The sequence below is a fragment of the Colwellia sp. MB02u-6 genome, from assembly GCF_014077095.1.
Lineage (GTDB): Bacteria > Pseudomonadota > Gammaproteobacteria > Enterobacterales > Alteromonadaceae > Cognaticolwellia.
Window position 1 is genome coordinate 205,766 of record NZ_JACGVG010000036.1, and the last position, 22,114, is coordinate 227,879.

A 22,114-nucleotide genomic window follows, 5' to 3' on the forward strand; every position below is an offset into this window, starting at 1 on the left:
CATGTCTTTACAGGATATACTAGTACTATATTTCTCATTTTATAAATTTTATCGAGCTTTTTTTTGTGTTTTCTATAAGAAATCTGTTAAAAACCGGTGCTATATTGGTCTTTATTGGCATGCTGGCACTAGCCGGAATTTACTTGTCGATGCGTTCAAATTTACCCAGTGTTGCGTCACTGAAAGATTTGCAATGGCAAACGCCAATGCAAATTTTTAGCGCTGACGGCAAACTTATTTCCCAGTTTGGTGAAAAGAAACGTATTCCCCTTACCTTAGAAGAAATGCCACAACAGTTAATCAATGCAATTTTAGCTACCGAAGACGACCGCTTTTATCTTCATTTTGGCGTTGATCCTATCGGTATGGCTCGAGCTATCCTAGGTCAACTCACCGGACAAAATAAAGGTGGTGCAAGTACCATCACTATGCAGGTTGCACGAAACTTTTTTCTCAGCCGTGAACAAACCTATGTCCGAAAAATTCGCGAAATATTTATTTCTTTCCATATTGAAAGCCTGTTAACAAAAGATGAAATTCTTACACTCTACATGAATAAGATTTCCTTAGGCCATCGCTCTTTCGGCTTTGGTGCCGCCGCACAGGTCTATTATGGTAAAGAAACTAAAGAACTGACTTTAGCGCAGATTGCAGTATTAGCCGGTTTACCAAAAGCGCCCTCAACCATGAACCCTATTAGCCGACCTGATCGAGCAATGCAGCGCCGAACCGTAGTATTACAACGCATGTATAGTACTGGCTATATTAGTGCTGAAGAAATGTCAGACGCCAATAAGGCACCCATTACCGCCATTAAACATGGTGCAGAAATTGAATTAAGCGCGCCTTATATTGCCGAGATGGCCCATCAAGAAATGATCGACCGTTTTGGTAAAGAAACCGCTTACACCGGTGGTTATAAAGTATTTACTACCGTCACCTCAACTTTGCAACATGCCGCCCAACAAGCGGTGGTTAACAATATTTTAGCTTATGACCAACGCCATGGTTATCGCGGCCCTATTAGCACCTTACGCCCCCTTGATAGCAAAGCTCAAGCTATTAGCACAGATGACTCAAAAAAAATTACAAGTGCGCCAATAAGTGATGCAGAAGTTATACAAGCACTTGCCTCGATGTCGAGCTATCACTCACTGGTACCCGCGGTTGTTACGACAACATTTGATCGTGCTGCACAAGTGAAATTACGAGATGGCTCTGAGGTAGACATTGATTGGCATGGTCTATCGTGGGCGCGAGCTTATATCAATGATGATAAGCAAGCACCGCCACCAACCACAGCCAGTGATATATTGACACTAGGTGATATTATTATGGTTTCGGCAACAGAATCTGGCTACCGCTTAAGCCAATTACCCGATGTCAGTTCAGCACTTATCTCGCTAGCAACGGATAATGGTGCGATAAAAGCGGCCGTGGGTGGTTTTAGTTTTGAGCATAGCCAATTCAACCGTGTTACCCAGGCAAAAAGACAAGTGGGCTCTAACATTAAGCCTTTTATATACTCAGCAGCATTAGACAGCGGCTATACTTTGGCATCGATAGTTAATGACGCACCCATTAACCAGTGGGATAGGAGCTCAGGCGTAGTCTGGCGCCCTAAAAACTCACCACCGGTTTATAACGGCGAAATTCGACTTCGTTTAGCATTAGCACAATCTAAAAACGTTATCGCTGTGCGCTTGCTTCGAGATGTTGGCTTAAATAAAATTATTCCCTATTTAGCCTCTTTTGGTTTTGATCCTGACGATTTACCGCGTAACGAGTCTTTAGCACTTGGGTCAGCGTCTTTGACACCCTTGGAAGTGGCTACCGGCTTTGCCACATTTGCCAATGGCGGATTTTTAATTCAACCCTACTTAATTGAACGCATTGAAGACTCCTTTGGTAAGGTATTATTTCAAGCCAACCCAGCTATTGCCTGTGATCGTTGCGAAGAGACTATAGCCGCAGAAATTGAGATTTTTGACAACGACGCTGACATCACTAACATCATTGAAGATGAGCCATTGACTGTTGCTGAAGGTCATAAAATAGCCGCGAAAAATATCAATAAAGCCAAGCGTGTCATTAGTGCTCAAAATGCCTTTTTAATGACCGAAGCACTTCACTCGGCAATTTGGGGTGCTGACTGGAATGTAAAACCTTTTTGGCAAGGCACCGGCTTTCGTGCACGGGTACTGAAACGTAGAGATATTGTGGGCAAAACAGGTACTACCAATCAAGCAAAAGATGCTTGGTTCTCTGGCTACAGTCGCAGATTAGTCACAACATCCTGGATAGGTTTTGACAACCCCAGTAGTAAGCTTGGCCAAACAACCTACAATAGCAACTTAGGTAAAGAGCAAACGACAGGTAAAGAGTTCGGTGCTAAGTCAGCTCAACCCGTTTGGATCGACTTTATGAAAGTGGCACTTGCAGAACTTCCTATTGAGCATTTTGAACAACCCGAAGCGCTAATGTCAGTGCGAATAGACAAAGTGTCAGGAAAGTTAACCACCAAAACAGACAAATCAAGTCGCTTTGAGTATTTTGAATTAGGCACAGCACCGACTGAATATATTAGCAAAGACATTAGCAGTCAGATCCTCGATGGTGGTTCGGATAAAGTCAGTGAAGAAGGAATATTTGATTAAACGTAACTTATGTTGAGCTTTTGAACTGTCTATTACAGCACTATGTTTTCTTACAAAAATATCAATAATCCCCATTAAAAGTTTCGTTAGGAAAGTATGTGGATAAAAATTTTGTTTTTTCAGCCCTTTTTTAGAACAAATTTAAAACATTTTTAAATTTTATATTACTTTTACACCCCCCCTTAAGTGATATATTCCTGACCAATCAGTCAACAAAACTATATTCATAACTAATTGTTTTTATTGAGTACAAATGAAAATTATACGGTATTCATCCATCACTTTTTAATTGATTTTTTTTCATCATAAACATCTTTGCTTAAAAAACAATGAAAGTTACTATGAAAACTTTCACAACGAAAGAAAAAAAACTTTCGTTTTGTTCATTGATCGCCTAAAATTGGTCTCCAAACTCGGAACACCGAAACTAATTATTTAAAATCGTCATACCTTTAGGAGCGAATTCGCAATGGCAGCTTTAGAAAACTCAATCGATTTATCTTCATACGGCATCAGTAATGTTGCTGAGATAGTTTACAATCCATCTTATGAGTTACTCTTTGCTGAGGAAACAAGGTCCGATCTCAGTGGTTTTGATAAAGGTGTGGTTACCGAACTCGGCGCTGTTTCAGTTGATACCGGTATTTTTACGGGTCGCTCACCTAAAGATAAATATATTGTTCGTGATGATACAACCCGTGATACCGTTTGGTGGTCAGATCAAGGTAAAAATGACAACAAACCAATGTCTCAAGAGACTTGGACTAGCCTCAAAAGTCTAGTCACCGAACAGTTATCCGGCAAACGTTTATTTGTTGTTGATACCTTTTGTGGTGCAGATGATGACACCCGTTTAAAAGTTCGTTTTATTACTGAGGTGGCTTGGCAAGCACATTTTGTTAAAAACATGTTCATTCGTCCCACTGATGCAGAGTTAGAATATTACGAACCTGACTTCATTGTTATGAATGGCGCAAAAACCACCAATCCAAATTGGCAAGCACAAGGCTTAAATTCAGAAAATTTTGTTGCCTTTAACTTAACTGAAAAAGTTCAACTTATTGGTGGTACTTGGTACGGCGGTGAAATGAAAAAAGGTATGTTCTCAATGATGAACTACTTTTTACCGCTAAAAGGCATAGCTTCAATGCATTGTAGTGCTAACGTTGGTGAAGATGGTGACACGGCTATTTTCTTCGGCCTTTCTGGTACCGGTAAAACCACATTATCAACTGATCCTAAACGCCAACTGATTGGTGATGACGAACATGGCTGGGATGAAAATGGTGTCTTTAATTTTGAAGGTGGTTGCTATGCAAAAACCATCAACTTAAGCAAAGACAATGAACCTGACATTTATAATGCTATTCGTCGTGACGCTTTGCTAGAAAACGTTACGGTTGACGGAAAAGGTACGATTGATTTTGACGATAATTCAAAAACTGAAAACACCCGTGTTTCTTACCCAATTCATCATATTGATAATATCGTCAAACCTGTCTCTCGGGCGGGTCACGCGAAAAAAGTTATTTTCTTAACTGCTGATGCTTTTGGTGTTTTACCTCCAGTGGCTAAATTAACCCCTGCGCAAACAGAATATTACTTCTTGTCGGGTTTCACAGCAAAACTTGCTGGTACTGAACGTGGTATAACAGAGCCAACACCAACGTTTTCAAGTTGTTTTGGCGCCGCATTTTTAAGTCTACACCCAACACAATACGCTGAAGTACTACGTAATCGTATGCAAGCGGTTGGTGCTGAAGCCTATTTGGTCAACACAGGTTGGAATGGCACGGGCAAACGTATTTCAATTAAAGATACTCGCGCTATTATAGATGCAATTCTTGATGGCTCAATTGATAATGCAGAAACACACGTTTTACCCTTATTTAATTTAGATATTCCAACCAGCATTGACGGGGTTGATGATAGTATTTTAGACCCACGTAATACTTATGCTGAGCCAGCACAATGGCAAGATAAAGCGATAAGTTTAGCGACTCGCTTTGTGAACAATTTTGATAAGTTTACTGATACTGACAACGGTAAATCGTTAGTAGCAGCCGGTCCTAAAGTATAATTAAATCAATACTGCGCTAAGCTAAAAATAAATTAAAAAGCCGTCGTAACTACGACGGCTTTTTAATTCCTGCTGTTGTGCTAATGCAATCAATACCATTAAGCATTACAACATGTGATCAGCCGTGGCTAATAGGTAAGCAAACTTTCGCGGTTAAACCCCCTGTTACTCGATTAGACAATTCCACTCGGCCACCATGGGTATCGACAATACGTTTAATAATAGCTAAACCTAGGCCACTGCCGCCTGTTCCTCTTGCTTCATCACCTTGCGTAAAGGGCTGAAATAAGCGCTCGACATCCACTTCAGCAATACCTGGCCCTTCATCAGAAACACAAAAACAAACCTCCTGTGTAGCTTTATCGAATGAGCTAGTTACTATAGTCTTGCCCTCAGAGTAGCGTAGAGCATTTTGAATTAAGTTTGCCAATACCCGCTTCATAGCAACATAACGCAGTGGAACTTTAGGTAGCGCCTCAGCATTAATAATAATTTCTCGCTCTAGAATACTTTCAGACTCCACCACTTCGTTAATCAAGAGATTAATATCACTCAACTCAACTTTGTCTTTACTATCATGGCGAATATAATCAATGAACTGATCTATGATGGTGTTCATATCTTGAATATCACCTTCAATACCAGCTTTTAGAAATTCATCTTCAGCAATCATTTCAGTGGCTAAACGAATGCGAGTTAAAGGTGTGCGTAAATCATGAGATATACCTGCCATCAATAAGTTTCGGTCATCTTCTAGTTGCTTAATACCCTTAGACATATGATTAAAAGCTCGAGTTACCGCAACAATTTCAGTGGTACCTATTTCAGTTAATGGCTTAGGAAAGTCGCCGCGACCGACATCATGAGCCGCATGTTCTAATGCAGCTAACGGACGATTAAGTTGCCGCACAAATAACCACCCACCCATCACACTCAAAATACCTAACATCATTAACACAAAAGTAAGTGGTGAAAAGTTTTCTTCTCTTAAACCATTAATTGGAATTTTAACCCAGTATTCAGGGGCTTGGGGTGGACGAATCCAAAATAGATATTCATCACCTTGAGAAATTCTTACTTCGGCTCGACCGCCTAATAGGCTAGACATTTCATTAGAACGAAAGGCGTAATATACTGCCTCTTGTAGACCTAATTTCATCGCAGCAGCTTCACGATAAACACCAATACCAGTTTCTCGCTGAAACGCCTCCCCCATAGCGGGACTTATTGCTTCATCAGCAATATCGATAAATACAACACGCACCTGCTTTGCCAGCAGCTGATTAACCAGTTGTGTATTGGGTTGAATAATATATATCGACATCGATATAAATGACACGACTTGATTTATGAACAGCAACACACCAATTAAGAGTACCGTTTGACCAAAGGCACTGCGCAGCAATATTTTCATAGACTTCTACTAGGTTAGTGTTGTTTTCAGTATATTATAACGAATTTATACCACAGATCTTCCTTCGGGAACAAATACATATCCTATACCCCAGACGGTTTGAATATAACGCGGTTTTGCTGGGTCTTCTTCTAACATACGACGCAAGCGGGATACTTGCACATCAATGCTTCGCTCTAAAGCAGAATAGTCTCTACCACGGGCTAAGTTCATTAACTTATCACGTGACAATGGCTCTCTAGGATGGGTGATCAACGCCTTTAATACTGCAAATTCTCCACTGGTTAATGGCATATCAATATCACCTTTAAGCATTTCGCGAGTAGCGAGGTTAAGTTTATAGTCACCAAAGGCAATAACATTTTCTTCTTGTGAAGGTGCACCGGGAACTTCTTGAACTCGGCGGCGTAACACCGCTTTAATGCGGGCTGATAATTCACGTGGATTAAAAGGTTTTGGCATATAATCATCAGCGCCGATCTCCAAGCCAATAATACGGTCTATTTCATCACCTTTGGCTGTTAGCATAACAATAGGGATATCATTACAGTTTTGGCGTAAGCGGCGACAAATAGATAAGCCATCTTCGCCTGGCAGCATTAAGTCGAGTACTAACAGATGAAAATTTTCACGCTCGAGCAATCTATTCATTTGCTCTGAGTTTGCCACACTGCGAACGACAAACCCCTGTTCAACTAAATACCGTTCTAGTAAGGCACGTAAACGCATATCATCATCAACTACCAAAATTTTCGGTGTTTCATATCCCATTATACTGATTCCATTTTTTGTTTTAATAAAGGTTAGCTATAAATCATCTTAGTTGAAATATAAAAACCTGTTCTGTCACAACTTTGTAGCCTCTGTCACAACACATGTTGCAATATAGTTTATTTTAAGTGTTAATAATGTAAATTTACTATTTAAATAAACAATTGACCATAATACTTCCTATTGAGGCAAAGCGAGTAGTGACTTAATGAGTGAGTGAATTGCCCTGTTACTGAGTGACATACTTAAGGCCCAGATATCATTAATTGAATTACTTACTTTAGCTAGTTATTGTGGGAGAATACGCAAATGAAAATTTGGCTCCATTTTCACAAAGTACCGCTTCGTGTTTTACGCATTAGTAAAAGGCGTAATATCGTCCAGCTTAAGCGCAATATGGTTAAAATCAAAATAGCTTTAGCTCAAGAGAAAGTAGAAACAAGAGCAATGCTAAGCACTTATAAGCGCTACAGCAAGCGTGATGCAAGTGCTGAAGAAATGCGCATTGCCAACCAACAATTTATTGATATTTTAAAAGGCCTTGGCGTTGGTGTTGTCGCTATTCTACCCTTTGCCCCTATTACTATACCTCTGATGATAAAAATTGGCCGCTGGGTCGGAGTCGAAATACTACCCAGCTCATTTGTTGATGGTAAAAAACCACCGCGATAAGCCTATTCGCCCCCTCACTAGCGCAAATAGTGAATCGCTTGATCAGTCACACATTGAGTAAAGCTTTTTTGTCGCTCTCTCCTTGAAAGCGTAGCGATAGTTTCAGTGACTACCGCCATTTTCTGCTGCTTTTCTGCTAAAGGTAAGTGACTAAATTGCTCATAAAAACAGGCCTTCAAACCATAATTTAATGCTGTATCTGACTTAGGTGACTCGCCCGCTAAACAAATGATAAGTTGTTCAGCTAAAGTATTTTTATCTAATTGGGTAATTAAGGCTTTAATCGTTAAACTTTCAGCTTTTTTCTTTTGCTGCTGGCAGCTATAAAGCATATCTGCCACCGCAACAATAGGAATAAGTGCCTGATGTTGCGCGCCAAAACGTGCCTTTAACCATTGATTCATCTCAAGTGTTTGGCTCTGCGCTGCTTGCAGCGGTGTACTCACCAGCAAGCTAATAAATAAGAAAGCTTTAATTTTATGATTTAACAGTTTGATTTTCATAAGGTATTCCATAACTTATCGACTTCACTCGACTATTGAAAACGTATCAATGTCGCCATTTCGCAGCCCATTAAATAATAGCGAAACTTTTCTAATCTGGCTTAACGTGGTTAACTAGCTAAAATAAATGCTAATTAGGTGAACTATACCGTGAGACCAAATTTTAAAACATGCTTTTTTTTCATTACATTACTAACGTTTTCTAGCCCACTATGGGCATTTGGTGATGTTAATATCAGTGCTAATTCAAATACTAACCTAAGTACTGACCTAAGTACTACTGAGTTATTAGATCAGCAGCTTAATAACGCGAAAGGCAAGGTTGTTTACGTTGATTTTTGGGCCTCATGGTGCATTCCTTGTCGAAAATCATTCCCGTGGATGAATAACTTAGCCGCACAGTATCAAACACAAGGCTTAATCATTCTCAGCATTAATCTAGATCACAGCCAAGTATTAGCTGATAAGTTTTTAGCGCAAATACCGGCTAATTTCCCAGTTATTTATGACCCTAAAGGCAGTATTGCAAAAAAGTATCAATTAAAGGGTATGCCCAGCAGTTTCATTATTAACCGACAAGGTCAAATAGTCAGCGCACACGTAGGCTTTAGTGAAGAAAAAAAATCAGCATATGAACAAGAAATTAAAGCGCTATTAACTAGCCTAGATTAGTTGAATTTATTATTAACCACTTAACGAAGAGGAATCCGTTTGCTATAGCTCAACAGATCATAAGCCACTATTTGTTTTATTTTCTTAATAGCCTAGCCTAATGCAAACTAAATCTTAGCAATATAACCACAGAAAAAATTAATCTATTCAATAGCTTTTAAGCAATATTAACTGCTTTAACAAAGCAAAAAGCGAGCTCAGTAGCTCGCTTTTAAAACTAGGGTCGCAGTAACTTAAAAGCTGTACTTATAACCTAAGGTTAAACTGCGTGGTTTACCTGCCATAATCGAGCCATGTGTACGTGTCGCGATATATTGTTTATCAAGTAAATTATCAATATTTAAGGTGATCTCTTGGTTATCAGCAAGATTATAATGAGCCACCATATCAACAACAGTGTGGCTGTCAATGGACTGATCGGCAGCAATTGCCCCCTGACCTGCAGTAGTGCGCATTTCATCAACATAACGTACTAAAATATCACTACGCCATTGTTCACCAACCAAGCCAACAGTAAATTGCAGCTGATTTTCAGGTACGTAAGGTAATTCGTCACCCGTTAGGACATTGCCCCAAGTATCTAAACCTGATTGAAAAGCGTTTCGAAACTCTGTTGTCGTAAAGGTATAAGTTAAATCAATCGGAATGCTCAATGTACCTGCAGCAAATTGATAACCAGTTTTAACTTCTAAACCTGAAACTTTTACTGCACCAGCATTATATTGATTGCCAATATTTTCTTCATCACAACCTTGGCTCGCGGTACAGTTACCATGCATATTTTCGTAATCAGAATAAAAGAACAAGGCTTCGCCACTGAATGCTTGCTGGTTGTAACGAAAGCCTAATTCATAGTTAATGCTTTTTTCATTTTCTGTTTTATCATTGCCAGGGGCTGGTGGCGCAAAGCCTTTTTGTATACCACCAATAATAATTAAATCATTATTAACACGGTAAGTTACGGCTAACGAAGGCAACAACACCTGAGTATCGTTGCTAACATCTTTAGTTAAAGGTACATTTCTATCGATAACCCCTTTCGCCCAGTCTTTACGTGAGATGGTCATATCTTCATAACGTAAGCCAGCATTAATAATGAAGTCACCCACGCTATATTCATCATGGACAAATAAGGCTATTGCCTCTGCGGAATCAATACGATTAGAATCTGTACCCTGGATACCGGCATTAATTAAGCTCATTTCATAACTAGTGTCCAGTGTGTAGTTATCAACCCATTGAAAGCGATCCATTTCATCTTCGTGGTAGCGAGCACCAAATTTGACTTGGTGCGCGCCAAAGTCAGCATTTAACACGGTTTGAATGCCTTTTGATTGATAGGCACGGCTGTTGGCTTTGACATCAACACTAATTTTATCACTGCCAAAGGTACCATTATCAAAGGCAGCAGCATCGTCAATAGCACCGTCACTTAAGCTTTTACCGTTGACTTTGCTGGTTTTATACCAGTTACGGCTAAACTCATTATAATAAGCTGAGGTACCTAAGGTTAAGCGATCAGACAACTTAATATGGTGGTTAATTTGCCACTGTTTATGCTCAGTAGCCATATTATCAAGTTGCGATGCAGAATAACGAGAATAAGGATTAGTTTTAAAATCAGCGTCCGTTAAACCCATATAGGTTTCATCTGAATTTTCATCTGAATATTTTAATTTAAATTCTAATTCTTGATAGTACTTCACATCAGTATCACTGTTGATCATCATTTTTGCCATGATGTCATTTTTTAAAAAGCCGGTATCATCGCCCGTATGATTGACTTCTTTGAAGCCATCCGCTTGATAACGAAATATTTCAACCACTGACGAAACATTTTTACCTGCGCCACCTATATAGGCATGGGCTTTAGCAAAACCGTCTTCACCGGCACTTAAATTAACCTGTCCTGCTAGCGCTTCTTTAGGGATAGTGCGAGATAGCATATTAATTACACCACCTGTAGTACGCGGACCATACATAGCGCTTGACGTACCTTTTAGCACTTCAATTTGTTGCATACGACCTGCCGTTGGAAAATAGTACGCTGCAGGTGCTGAATACGGCGCAGGAGCGGCTAAAACACCATCTTCCATGATAGTGACTTTTTCACTACGGTTTTGGCCAGTACCACGCATACCAATATTTGGACGTAAACCATAACCATCTTCTTCTAGAACATAAACACCCGGCACCGTAGTTAAGGTACGCATAATATCGGTAAAGTCGAATTTCTCTAATTCTGCCTGAGAAATCATATGAGCACTGCCAGGTACATCATTCACCGTTTGGCTACTTCCAAAAATAGTTAAATGTTCCATATCATCATCGGCAACGGCTGTATTTGAAATAGCACTAACAACAGATAAAGCGATCAACGCCGGTTGAAAAAGAGAAGAAATTCGCATAGCTAAGCCTATAAAAGAAACAATAATTTTAATTGCCCGCATTTAACCATATAGTTGAATGGGAATCAATATCATTTGTATTATTTATCATTGCTAATTGATATAGAGTACTTACGCTTTAGCTAGAACTTTCTGAGACACCGCACTATAGTAAGCCCCAGATTTTAGTATGATATGGGTAACCGTTTCAGGTAAGCTTATTATAAGCGCTAAAAAAACTAGTATAGTGCGTCGTAGGTCATTATGGCTTGATTAACATTAACCAGGCTTTAGCGTAATCAGGTAAATGCTTGTTGGCTTGATGATAATCTTGCCAACCATAATAACTATCGGTTAATAGGTCGAGTTGAAAAAGGTTATTATCAAAGGCGCCGCCTTGATCAGCCAGTAAACCTAAGCGTGATATTTCTTTATCCGCCTGCGGATAACTGACCATAAATAACTTACCTAAGCCAAGTTCTGCGACATTGCCCGCAAAAGAAACCTGTGCTTTAAGCGCTATTTTACTCTCAAGCGTTTTGCCATAGCCCATAATGCTAGGTACTTCTGCAAAATACCAATAGCGTGCTTGTTCGCGCTTACCTATGGCATAGTCATAAGCAATACCATTATTACGATGAACATTAAAATAACGCCGCATGCCATTAACATCAACCACACCCGTACCTTGTAATAACACGTCATGTAAGGCTTCTTCAGTGAGCCAAATTAACGCTTTAGCTAATTTTTTTCCTGCCAGAGTGCCCGCAATTATGTCTTGACGGGTATATTGATGACGAGTGAGCGTTAGGTCGTTATTAGCCTCGGTGAGTGTCAAACCTAATTCATCATAAGGCAGCGCATAAAGGGCTTGTGTATAGACTGGAGTTCTAACCGCACTCGCCGTTAATAGTTTAGTATAATATTTAGTGAGAAATATTTTGTCACGCGAAATAGCATTTAACATACTGGTTTTTCTAGCATGAGTGCTTTTTAAGGCAATTTTTCTGGCCGTGGCTACATCTGGCGTCCAGCGATAAAAGTCAAAATTTGTGGTTAAAAAACCTTCCTCATGCAATCGACTATCACGCTTTGCCCGTACATCTTCACGATAAGTTTGGCAGATAAATGCTAGCGTTTTTTCGACTCTAACCAGGGTGACACTGTTATCAAATACTTTACCTGCGTGCACGGCAAATTTGTCTGCTGAAAATGTTGTTAAATAGCGCTGAGTTGCCTCAGCCACATCACACAAAGCGCTGGCTTTAAAGTCGGTCATTTTGCCTAATTCAGGCGTGTTGTCGAGATTAAAAAATCTCAATGGTGTTTGAGCCGCACAATGAAAAGTGACCAGTATGAAAAGTAAACAAGATAAACCAAGGCGCATAAATAGCCAGTATTAAAAAATAATAGACCAACATGGTATGACAATCCTAAAAGTGACGCCAGCATGTGAGTTTAATAATGTTCAATAAACTTTTCTGTTGAAATTTTAGCTATTAAAAGCTAGTTTTCTATCTCGGATTTTATTTAATTTTATTAGATAGTTATGATGCATATCGCATTGAATATCGAATTGAATACCTAGTTCGGCAATTCATTAGCCAATTGGATATCTCTTACCAGGAAGATGCAAAGTAGCAGGGATACAAGGAAGATGAACTTTAAGGGGGAAGTTAACAAAATGGCATGCTGATAAAGCTTTTGGCTTTATTGCCCCCAACGATGTTATCAGCCAGGTTTTTATTCATTAAGCTGCCTTTGCTAATAAAACTAAAAGACCACAAATTAGTGACATCATTACTTTTTCAATCACCAAAGATAAAGCCGCTCAATACTGCACTTGTGATGCCACCTTCTCAGCTGAAAGACTCAAGAAAAAGCAACCAAAAAAAATCAATCAATGTTCTATTTACCTCTCGCTCATCTTTTTAGCCGCCATCATGATCACTTTTGCTTTAGGCTATTTACCATAAAAATTAATATCTATGTATATTAGGGTTAAGTTTTTTAACTTTTCTCAGTTATGCCGTCGATAAATCAAAAGCACAACGTGGTGCATCGCGCACTCAAGAAAGCACTTTGCATATGCTTGCTTTAATAGGGGGGTGGCCGGGTGCAGCGCTCGCGCAACAAATTCTTCGGCATAAATTATCAAAAAAAACCTTTAAACGTATTTTTTGGAGCACGGTCATGATTAATTTAGCGCTGTTACTCTGGCTATATTCGTCATCAGGTGTGCAATATCTTCAGTTATTTACTTAGCCAATATTTGCATCAAGAGGGTGACTGTGTTTTCGCAGCAGGTAATAGCCATTAAATTAATGGCTATTACCTGCTAAGCTAGCTTAGCGGTGCAAGCAGTGAGGTTAAAATATCATCAGTTAAACTCAATTTGCTGTCACTGACTTCTTCAGATAATAAGGCTTTTGCAAGCTCGGCTTTGTTTTGCTGTATTTTTTGAATTTTTTCTTCTATTGAATTTTCAATAATCAATTTGTAGACAAAAACGGGTTTGTCTTGGCCAATGCGGTACGCTCTGTCCGTGGCTTGGTTTTCCACCGCGGGGTTCCACCAGGGATCAAAATGAATAACGGTATCAGCTGCGGTTAAGTTTAAGCCCACACCACCCGCGCGCAAGCTAATTAAAAACACAGGCACTTCACCGCGTTGAAACTTATCAACTACCTCTTGTCTTTTAGTGGTTGAACCGGTTAATTTAACGTAGCCAATACCCGCTTCAATAAGCTCTGCCTCTATCAAAGCCAGCATGCTGGTAAACTGTGAAAAAATTAATATTCTACGGCCTTCATCAATTTGCTCTGGCAGCGTTTCCATTAAATAATCAAGCTTAGCCGATTGATTGACCTTTTTAGCACCTTCGAGTGATAATAGCTTAGGGTGGTTACATACCTGTCTTAGTTTTAATAACGCGTCTAAAACTTCTATCTGACTACGTTTTAAACCTTTATCGGCAATAATATCTTTTAAGCGACTGTCCATGGCTAAGCGAACTGATTCATAGAGTTCCGCTTGCTTACCTTCAATACGTAACTTTTGAATTATCTCAGTTTTTGGTGGTAACTCTGTGGCTATTTTATCTTTGGTTCGGCGTAAAATAAACGGTTTAATACGCTGGTTTAACAGCTGCTTACGCTCATGATCACCATGCTTTTCTATCGGGGTTCTAAAGAGCTTAGTAAATTGTCTTTGTCCTCCTAAAAAACCTGGTAGTAAAAAATTAAATTGCGCCCAAAACTCGCCTAAATGATTTTCCATAGGCGTCCCTGTTAAGCATAATTTATGCTGTGCTTTTAGCGTCATAAATGCTTGATACAACTTAGTTTTAGTGTTTTTTATATAATGCGCTTCATCAAGAATAAGGTAATAAAATTGTTGTTCACAGTAATGCTCTAAATCTTTAATAATTAACGCATAGCTGGTAATGATGATATCAACTTGATTTTCACCGCCTTCACTCTGGTCAAAACAATCAAAGTGTTGCTGACGTTTACTACCGTGTAATACTTGATATGAAAGTTGTGGAGTAAATTTTTCTATCTCATTAGCCCAGTTAAAAATAACACTGGTGGGCGCTACAATAAGTACTGGCTTATTAAGTCGACCTTGCTGTTTTTCAACTAGTAAGTGCGCTAAGGCTTGAATGGTTTTACCTAAGCCCATATCATCCGCCAGAATCCCGTTTAATTGATACTCGCGTAAAAACTGTAACCAGTTTAGTCCTTGATGCTGATAAGTTCTTAACGTAGCATTTAAACCAAGGGGCACAGGTACGGTGGTAACTTGTTGAAAGTTTTTCAGTTTATCCGCCAATGATCTTAACTTACTGGTGCCTGTTGCTATCATGCCTTGATCATCTAACATCGATAATGTTTGATGTCCTTGAAAGCGTGATAACTCCATCCTGCCATCTTTGTTTAAGGCGTTCGGCATAAACAGTTCAATAAATTGTTTTAAGATGGGCTGTACGCTTTGATAACGCAAAGCAACAAAGTCACCATTGTCTAGATCAACATAAATCGGTGAGTCGGGTGCAATAAGCTGTGTTTTTTCGCCCGCCACTTTGTCGCCATTGACTTTATCACGATCAAATAATACCGATTTAGGTAGTTGTTCAATTGCCCCCAACAAAATAGGAAACGCTGGCATTTTCTTACCATCAATGGTTAAGTTTAACCCCAAAGAGAAAAAATCATGATCATCAGTTTCAATCACTTCTGCGTCAAATATGCTGTCGGTGGAAAGTGCTTTGTAATAAAAATTATCTGCAAAGCTGATATGCCAGCCCAGATCTTTAAGTACTTGTAATTCTTGATGCAAAAAGTGATGCCAAGCATAGCGCCCTTGCATCAGCATTGAAAACTTAGGCACTTTGTCTTTATTCAAATAGTCTTCATTGGTAAAAGTGTAACGCTTAGGCTTAGGCTGAGCGTTAAATTTTAACGTCGACAGCTTATCAATTACTGTTTGTTCAAAGGATAAATCTCGGTAAAGCTTTACCCTGCTAGCGCCGTCACCGTCAGTCAAGTTAGCAGGTGAAACCGTGACACTGTCATTATGCGGATTAACTAAATTACCTTGATAAGAAAAATTAACCCGTACAAAACCTGACTGTGGATTAGCTTCTGCAGGGGTAGAAAAGTGCAAATACACTTCAGGCTTAGTTAACTCTTGGGAAAATTCTGTTTGTGGTTTTGGCAAGCGTTGTACTGCATCACCTAACGACATTGACAATTTGCTCATGACCCAAGGTAATTTATCTTCTTCGAAAATAGGTGAATTGAGTAAGTCGGCCTCAAAATCACAGCGAGTATTGGTCTTAATTTCCCCAAAACAATTTTGCTCTTCATCGTAATAACACAGCGGTTGTGCTTTGATAATAAGGATACTGCTTGATGGCTGCATAAAAACCAGCTGCAAGGTATGTAAATGGTTACCCAATGCCAACCACTGCCATTGTGCTTCTAAGGGTTCACCTAAAGTAATCGCATCGTTCAGGTCGTAATTTGTCTGCCAAAAACAGCGGTTAGTTTTTATAATACGCGCAAATAAATCAAAATATTTAATGTTATCGCCATATTGATTTGTGCGAATAAGCTCGGTTAGTACCCCAACATCTTCGTTCGTAGCATAGGCACTATTAATTAACGAACTGGCAGAATATTCACTGCCAAGGGTATGACTCCAACTACCACTATTTTTTGGTCGAGCTGATTTAATCCCTAAGGTAAAATAATCATCTTCGTTATAGCTATTAGGCTTTAAAAAGTATAGTAATGACTTTTGTTGGCTATTCGGTTGGTATCTACTGGGTTGAGCTTGAAAGCGGGTCAGCCATTTATCCACTATTTTTTCAGATGAAGCGATACTATTGTGATCGAAATGTTCATCAACAAAATACTGTGCTAGAGCCGCGCCATGTTTACAATCACGACCAATATAACAGTCACAATAACTGGTAATATCGCCCTGTTTTTCTTCAAAAACTAACCGTGTTAAATACCCTACTTGGCGAGAGCGCTCACTAAAAACTACGCCACGAATTGTTTCACCGTCAAGAGCACAGGTTTTAATACCTTTAGCCTGAAAAATTCTCGTGCCTTTTTTCCATTCATTTTTGGTAAAGTGTTGTTCTAGTAACTCAGGTGTAAACGTATTTTTAGCCATAAGGTTTTAATTATTAAGAACTCAAATAGATGGGTAAGTTGAAAAGTTAAATCATTATATCTTCTCAACAGGATAAAAGTATTAAGTATAGTAATAGAACTTTCAGGGTTAGCTGCTGATTGCGGATTACTCATGTTTCATACGAATAATACCACTGAGACTTAAAACCTTCAATGCTCCTGATGATACCAATGTGTAGTACGCCTTATGCTTACTTTGCGTAAGCCTGCATAAGATTACGCCAAGATTTGATCGATTTCACTAACTTAGCTGGGCATAAATACGCTAAAATAGGGAGCAATTATCCTAACTTTGAGCCCTTTATATTAATGACCTCTGTCACAACGCCAGCCAATTTTACAGAACTTGGCCTTATTCCACCTTTGTTAGATCGACTAACTGAACTGGAATATCAACAGCCTACGCCCATTCAAGCGCAAGCTATTCCAAGTATCTTAGCCGGACGTGACTTAATTGCCGGGGCAAATACTGGCTCAGGTAAAACAGCTACCTTTGCACTACCGCTATTACAAAAAATACAGGCGCAGCAACTTACTTTGCCACCACAGGTTGAAAAATCATTAGTTGCTAGCGGTAGAGGTAATTATGTTACTGGGCTCATTTTGGTGCCTACGCGTGAACTCGCCAAGCAAGTAGCGAATAGCATTAAATCTTATGCCGTGCATTTTAATGGCAAAATAAAAACCGTGGCGGTTTTCGGTGGTGTCTCCGTTAACACTCAAATGCTGGCATTACGTGGCGGCAGTGACATTTTGGTGGCAACACCCGGCCGCTTACTCGATTTAATTTCAAGTAATGCGATTAAGCTTGATAAGGTCAACACCTTAGTGCTTGATGAAGCCGATAGAATGTTAAGTCTCGGCTTTACTGAAGAACTTTCTGCGCTGCTAGCCTTATTGCCGAAGAAAAAACAAACCTTATTGTTTTCAGCAACCTTCCCTGAGCAAGTCAAGGCATTAACCCAAGAACTGCTTAACAACCCAATTGAAATACAATTACAAAGTAGCGACGCTAGCACCTTGGTACAGCGGGTTTTTACTGTTAACAAGGGTGAAAAAACAGCGGTATTAGCGCATTTAATTCAGCAACAGCAATGGCGACAAGCGCTAATTTTCGTCAATGCCAAACACCACTGTGAACATTTAGCTGAAAAATTGGCTAAACATGGTATTACTGCTGCGGTGTTTCATGGCGATAAAGGCCAAGGCGAACGTAGTCGAGTGCTTGATGGCTTTAAAGCCGGCGAGATTGCCGTGTTAATTGCCACTGATATTGCTGCCCGTGGCCTAGACATTGAAAAACTGCCTGTGGTGATCAATTTCAACTTACCTAGAAGTCCATCAGACTACATGCATCGTATCGGTAGAAGTGGCCGTGCTGGCGAAATAGGCTTAGCGATATCGCTTATCGATTATGAAGATTATCATCACTTTAAAGTGATCGAGAAAAAGAATAAAATTTGGCTTGAACGTGAGCAAGTCGAAGGTTTTGAGGCCGATGAAATTAGCGATGATTCAATTTTAGTCGCAGAAAAGCCGATGGCCGCACCTGAAGGCAGCGGCAAGAAAAAACGCAAGAAGAAGGCGACCGTCAATGCCGATATTTGGGCCGGATATGCTGAAAATGAATAGCTTAACGAGCATAAAGTGTAGCATCTCCTTCAAACTATTTTTCTAGTGTGCAGGTTTAATAAGGCTAAGTGGTGATAAACCTCCACGTGATTTAGCTGAATTTAAAGGCCGATATTTAACGTATCGGCCTTTTTTATTAGCTATTTATTTAAATTAGTAAAATTTTGAATAATGTTACTGGCTGCTTTTTGTCTTGAAATTAACCGATGCCAGTATCAAAAATAAGGCCTTAGATATTTTTTGCCTTATAATCTGGCTAAAAATCATCGCACATAATAGCGTATACTCTTGCTTTGAATATATTCGATTACCTTACTTATTGATTAGTTAATTAAAGAGAACTCATGTTTGCCAATATCCCCTTACCTGCTACTGACGAAATTATAGATTTAATGGCACGTTCATCTAAAGATGAAAGGCCTTTTAAAGTTGATTTAACCGTAGGCATTTATAAAGATAGCCATGACAAGGTCGTGCTAATGCAAGCAGTAAAGCAAGCCGACCAAATACTCGCCAATGCCGGACGAAATAAAAGCTATGTAGGTTCAAAAGGTGATCTTGAATATGTGCAATTACTACAAGCAATGGTTTTTGCAAACCAAACCGTAAATGGCTACGTTAATGGTATTCAAACAGCCGGTGGCAGTGGCGGCTTACGAGCCATATTAGATTTAATTAAGCTCGCCAACCCTGAGGCCAAAATTTGGGTAAGCGACCCAACCTATGCCAACCATATTCCCACCATTATAGCCGCGGGTTTGGCTTATGCGGAATACGCTTTTATTAACAAAAAAAACATGATGTTTGATGAGATTGGCATGTTCAATACGCTTGAAAAATTAGGCGAAAATGATGTTGTGCTATTGCACGGCTCTTGCCATAACCCTTCAGGATTACGCTTAACATTGCCACATTGGCAGCAAATTGCCCAGCTATCAAAATCTACCGGATTTTTACCCTTAATCGACACAGCATATCAAGGTTTTGCTGACGGATTAAATGAAGATGCTGCCGGTTTACTGACTATCGCCAATACGGTTGAACGCCTAGCACTGTGCGTGAGTTGTTCAAAAAACTTCGGTTTATACAGTGATCGAGTTGGTGCGGCTTATATTTTAAGTCCCACACAAGAAGAAGCAGACAAAGCGCAAGCTCAACTTGCTATTATGAGTAAAACCACTTATTGGGTACCACCGTCTAATGGCGCTGAAATTGTAAAAACCATTGTTAAAACCCCTGAGCTGAGAAAACTGTGGTCGGATGAACTCGCACAGATAAATATTAAAATTAAAGCCATAAGAGCAAAGCTTTGCGCTGCCTTTCGTCAACACTCAGGCGATAATTATTTTGATTATATTTTATCTCAAGAAGGCATGTTTTCTATGTTGCCAGCAACCGCAGAGCAAATGGAAATACTCAGAGAACAATATGCCATATACGGCTTGAATAACGGACGCATTAATCTGGCATCAATTCCAGAGCAACATATTGATTACCTAGTCACCAGCATTTTAGCGGTCACACGAGTTGAGCAATAACCAATAAATTGCCATATTTTACAGCACGCTTGATAGCTTAGAGAGAGTAAGTCTTTTAGCTAAAAGACTTTTACAGATCACAATATAGTTTTGGGCTATTGTCTTGTAGCCTTACTTCATTCCGTCAGCGTTAAACGGAAAATTAACCTGATGGCCACAGTTAATGCTGTCTAAGCCAGCAAAAATTAACGATAACAGGGCCAAATAAATAAGGTCCAAAACATTAACTGTACTTAATGTTTTGTCAATAAACCTTGATGCTGCTGCAAATATAGCGATAATCAGGCAAGGTTTTATATGCTGAGTTAATTAATTGCAATTATTAGAAGTAGAATGTCTAGGAAAAACACTAAGATTAGAAGGGTCAATGGCCGGATGGCAGCAAGTATTTTGGGATCAGCAATGTGTCTCACAGATTAATGCTCATGCCGACAGTGAGTCATTTACACATAAATTTACCCTACAAAATGAGCATGGTGAATTGCCTGTAGAACTCAATGGTTCACTGCAATGGCAGCCTTTTGCATTGCAATTTCAACTGTTAGTCAATAACGAGCTGTTACTCGACAATACCCTCAATGAAAAAGATATAGAGCAACGTCAAATAGTCCAAGGGGAAAAGCAAGCGATTAAATTTAGTTTAGTCGGTATGGCTGGCCTTGGCTTGAAGCTATTGAAAAGTGCCAAGGTGGTTAAAGTGCTATTTGCTGCCGGCAGTTTGGCGGCTTATAGCTGGTTATTCTCTATTGAATTTGCCATCGCACTTATTCTTTGCCTCGTTTTTCATGAATATGGTCATATTAGAGCAATGAAATACTTTGGTTTGAAAACTAAAGGCATATACCTCATCCCCTTTGTCGGCGGTTTAGCGCTGAGCGATGATAAAATTAATACCCGCTGGCAAGATATTGTTATTTCAATTATGGGGCCCTTTTTCGGTTTAATACTTTCTCTCGCCTGCTTAGTGGGTTATTGGCTAACCGATATAGAAATACTAGCCGGCTTGGCTGTATTTAATGCCCTGCTAAATTTATTTAACTTATTACCCATATTGCCGTTAGACGGTGGCCATGTTCTGAAAAGCATCGCTTTTTCAATCAACTCTAAAGTAGGTTTAGTTGCTTGTGCATTAGGCGCAGCGCTGGGTATTTATATCAGTTATTACTTTGGTTTAGCGCTGTTAGGCTTTTTACTGGCTATTGGTAGCATAGAAATATTTTTTGAATATAAACGCCGGCATTTAAGCGAGTTACTGCCCCTTAATCGCTATGCACAAATTGTCTCCGCATTATGGTATGTCGTTACCGTTGGGGGTTTATCTGCCATTATTTGGCTAGTGGGCCAAACAGGCAATGACGCATTGTCACTACCACTTAAAATATTAGGCAGTTAACATAGTCAGTTCACATAGTCTGTTCACATAGTCTGTAGTTAAGCTGAACGTGGGCTAACTTGGCTGGCAATTGATGTTAGCTTAAATCTAAGCTGACGACGCACATACAGCTTGAAAAGGAATAGTTTATGATTTCAAAAAAAGTAAGAGAGTTATTTGTCTCTTTAATGGAAGCAGGCGATGACTCACCCGTGGCTTATGATGAGGAAACTGAACAGTACTGTGGCATATTCAATAACCTAGTTGTTGATAAGTATATTGCTCTCGGCGCGATTGAACTCGTTGAAGATGTAAATGGCCACAGCACCATTTTGCTCAATAACAGAGATGACTTTTTAAGCTCATTCGCTGCTGGCATCAGAGAAGCGAAGAACGGCAGTGATCAAGCTTACGCCGACTACAACGCCAACCCATTTGCCTTTTCAGTCGGCTTTGAACATTTCCATCAAATCGCAAAGAAAAAACGTCCGCAAAGCGATTATATCTGCCATGGTTTTGAACGTGATGATAGCGGATTAGTCCATCTGCAATAATAGTCAAAAGAGTAATCACAAGAATTTAATCAAGTATAAGTGTTACCTAAATTGGCTCCACACAGCGAGTAAATTAATCGTCATTGTCTTTAAGTAGCTCTGTTAAACAAACCGTTTGTCCTGTTAGAGCCGCCACTTGTTGCTCTAACACGTT

General features: G+C 39.5%; 15 protein-coding genes. 9 read left to right on the forward strand and 6 right to left on the reverse strand.

The features are described 5' to 3' along the window. Positions 1–65 precede the first annotated feature (65 nt). The gene (locus H4J46_RS12855) at positions 66–2,657 is read left to right on the forward strand and encodes a penicillin-binding protein 1A (protein WP_404851794.1); all 2,592 of its coding nucleotides are present in this window, start codon (positions 66–68) and stop codon (positions 2,655–2,657) included. A gap of 469 nt (positions 2,658–3,126) precedes the next feature. Beyond that, the gene (pckA, locus tag H4J46_RS12860; RefSeq protein ID WP_182233861.1) at positions 3,127–4,737 is read left to right on the forward strand and encodes a phosphoenolpyruvate carboxykinase (ATP); all 1,611 of its coding nucleotides are present in this window, start codon (positions 3,127–3,129) and stop codon (positions 4,735–4,737) included. Between the two features lie 118 nt (positions 4,738–4,855). Here pckA and envZ read toward each other — a convergent pair whose 3' ends face one another. Both envZ and ompR read right to left on the reverse strand, forming a co-directional pair. After that, the gene (envZ, locus tag H4J46_RS12865; protein WP_182233862.1) at positions 4,856–6,151 is read right to left on the reverse strand and encodes a two-component system sensor histidine kinase EnvZ; all 1,296 of its coding nucleotides are present in this window, start codon (positions 6,149–6,151) and stop codon (positions 4,856–4,858) included. Between the two features lie 45 nt (positions 6,152–6,196). Beyond that, positions 6,197–6,922 carry a two-component system response regulator OmpR gene (gene ompR / locus H4J46_RS12870; protein ID WP_182233863.1) on the reverse strand — a complete coding sequence of 242 codons (726 nt, stop codon included), beginning with the start codon at positions 6,920–6,922 and terminating at the stop codon, positions 6,197–6,199. 309 nt (positions 6,923–7,231) lie between these two features. On the opposite strand from ompR, the gene H4J46_RS12875 reads away from it, so the two are divergent. Next, positions 7,232–7,594 carry a hypothetical protein gene (locus H4J46_RS12875; protein ID WP_182233864.1) on the forward strand — a complete coding sequence of 121 codons (363 nt, stop codon included), beginning with the start codon at positions 7,232–7,234 and terminating at the stop codon, positions 7,592–7,594. 17 nt (positions 7,595–7,611) lie between these two features. On the opposite strand, the gene H4J46_RS12880 is transcribed toward H4J46_RS12875, so the two are convergent. Then, positions 7,612–8,097 (reverse strand): hypothetical protein, encoded by a 486-nt coding sequence (locus H4J46_RS12880; protein ID WP_182233865.1) that lies wholly within the window; start codon positions 8,095–8,097, stop codon positions 7,612–7,614. A gap of 150 nt (positions 8,098–8,247) precedes the next feature. On the opposite strand from H4J46_RS12880, the gene H4J46_RS12885 reads away from it, so the two are divergent. Beyond that, a complete protein-coding gene (locus H4J46_RS12885; RefSeq protein ID WP_310650242.1) occupies positions 8,248–8,769 on the forward strand; it encodes a TlpA disulfide reductase family protein in 522 nt (173 codons plus the stop codon). Between the two features lie 233 nt (positions 8,770–9,002). Here H4J46_RS12885 and H4J46_RS12890 read toward each other — a convergent pair whose 3' ends face one another. Then, positions 9,003–11,177: a TonB-dependent receptor domain-containing protein gene (locus H4J46_RS12890; protein ID WP_182233866.1), complete on the reverse strand. Its 2,175-nt coding sequence runs from the start codon at positions 11,175–11,177 to the stop codon at positions 9,003–9,005. 241 nt (positions 11,178–11,418) lie between these two features. After that, positions 11,419–12,543, reverse strand: coding sequence for an MltA domain-containing protein (locus H4J46_RS12895; protein WP_182233867.1), 1,125 nt, complete (start codon positions 12,541–12,543; stop codon positions 11,419–11,421). Between the two features lie 605 nt (positions 12,544–13,148). On the opposite strand from H4J46_RS12895, the gene H4J46_RS12905 reads away from it, so the two are divergent. Beyond that, entirely contained in the window at positions 13,149–13,421 is a 273-nt protein-coding gene (locus H4J46_RS12905) for a DUF1294 domain-containing protein (RefSeq protein ID WP_182234050.1), read from the forward strand. A 78-nt stretch (positions 13,422–13,499) separates the two neighbouring features. Here the strand turns inward: H4J46_RS12905 and H4J46_RS12910 are convergent, their stop codons facing one another. After that, entirely contained in the window at positions 13,500–16,844 is a 3,345-nt protein-coding gene (locus tag H4J46_RS12910; protein ID WP_182233868.1) for a DEAD/DEAH box helicase, read from the reverse strand. A 329-nt stretch (positions 16,845–17,173) separates the two neighbouring features. Between H4J46_RS12910 and H4J46_RS12915 the strand changes: the two genes are divergently transcribed. From H4J46_RS12915 to H4J46_RS12930, 4 genes are all read left to right on the forward strand, one after another. Then, positions 17,174–18,496 (forward strand): DEAD/DEAH box helicase, encoded by a 1,323-nt coding sequence (locus tag H4J46_RS12915; protein ID WP_182233869.1) that lies wholly within the window; start codon positions 17,174–17,176, stop codon positions 18,494–18,496. A 344-nt stretch (positions 18,497–18,840) separates the two neighbouring features. Next, positions 18,841–20,034: an aromatic amino acid transaminase gene (locus H4J46_RS12920; RefSeq protein WP_182233870.1), complete on the forward strand. Its 1,194-nt coding sequence runs from the start codon at positions 18,841–18,843 to the stop codon at positions 20,032–20,034. Between the two features lie 313 nt (positions 20,035–20,347). Then, positions 20,348–21,427 carry a site-2 protease family protein gene (locus H4J46_RS12925; protein ID WP_182233871.1) on the forward strand — a complete coding sequence of 360 codons (1,080 nt, stop codon included), beginning with the start codon at positions 20,348–20,350 and terminating at the stop codon, positions 21,425–21,427. Between the two features lie 128 nt (positions 21,428–21,555). Then, positions 21,556–21,960, forward strand: coding sequence for a hypothetical protein (locus H4J46_RS12930; RefSeq protein ID WP_182233872.1), 405 nt, complete (start codon positions 21,556–21,558; stop codon positions 21,958–21,960). The last annotated feature ends 154 nt before the right edge of the window (positions 21,961–22,114 follow it).

Coding starts and splice junctions, on each gene's coding strand:
- H4J46_RS12880 (WP_182233865.1), bottom strand. CDS start 8,097: ATGAAAATCAAACTGTTAAATCATAAAATTAAAGCTTTCTTATTTATT.
- H4J46_RS12890 (WP_182233866.1), bottom strand. CDS start 11,177: ATGCGAATTTCTTCTCTTTTTCAACCGGCGTTGATCGCTTTATCTGTT.
- H4J46_RS12875 (WP_182233864.1), top strand. CDS start 7,232: ATGAAAATTTGGCTCCATTTTCACAAAGTACCGCTTCGTGTTTTACGC.
- H4J46_RS12920 (WP_182233870.1), top strand. CDS start 18,841: ATGTTTGCCAATATCCCCTTACCTGCTACTGACGAAATTATAGATTTA.
- ompR (WP_182233863.1), bottom strand. CDS start 6,922: ATGGGATATGAAACACCGAAAATTTTGGTAGTTGATGATGATATGCGT.
- H4J46_RS12910 (WP_182233868.1), bottom strand. CDS start 16,844: ATGGCTAAAAATACGTTTACACCTGAGTTACTAGAACAACACTTTACC.
- H4J46_RS12930 (WP_182233872.1), top strand. CDS start 21,556: ATGATTTCAAAAAAAGTAAGAGAGTTATTTGTCTCTTTAATGGAAGCA.
- H4J46_RS12915 (WP_182233869.1), top strand. CDS start 17,174: ATGACCTCTGTCACAACGCCAGCCAATTTTACAGAACTTGGCCTTATT.
- H4J46_RS12895 (WP_182233867.1), bottom strand. CDS start 12,543: ATGCGCCTTGGTTTATCTTGTTTACTTTTCATACTGGTCACTTTTCAT.
- pckA (WP_182233861.1), top strand. CDS start 3,127: ATGGCAGCTTTAGAAAACTCAATCGATTTATCTTCATACGGCATCAGT.
- envZ (WP_182233862.1), bottom strand. CDS start 6,151: ATGAAAATATTGCTGCGCAGTGCCTTTGGTCAAACGGTACTCTTAATT.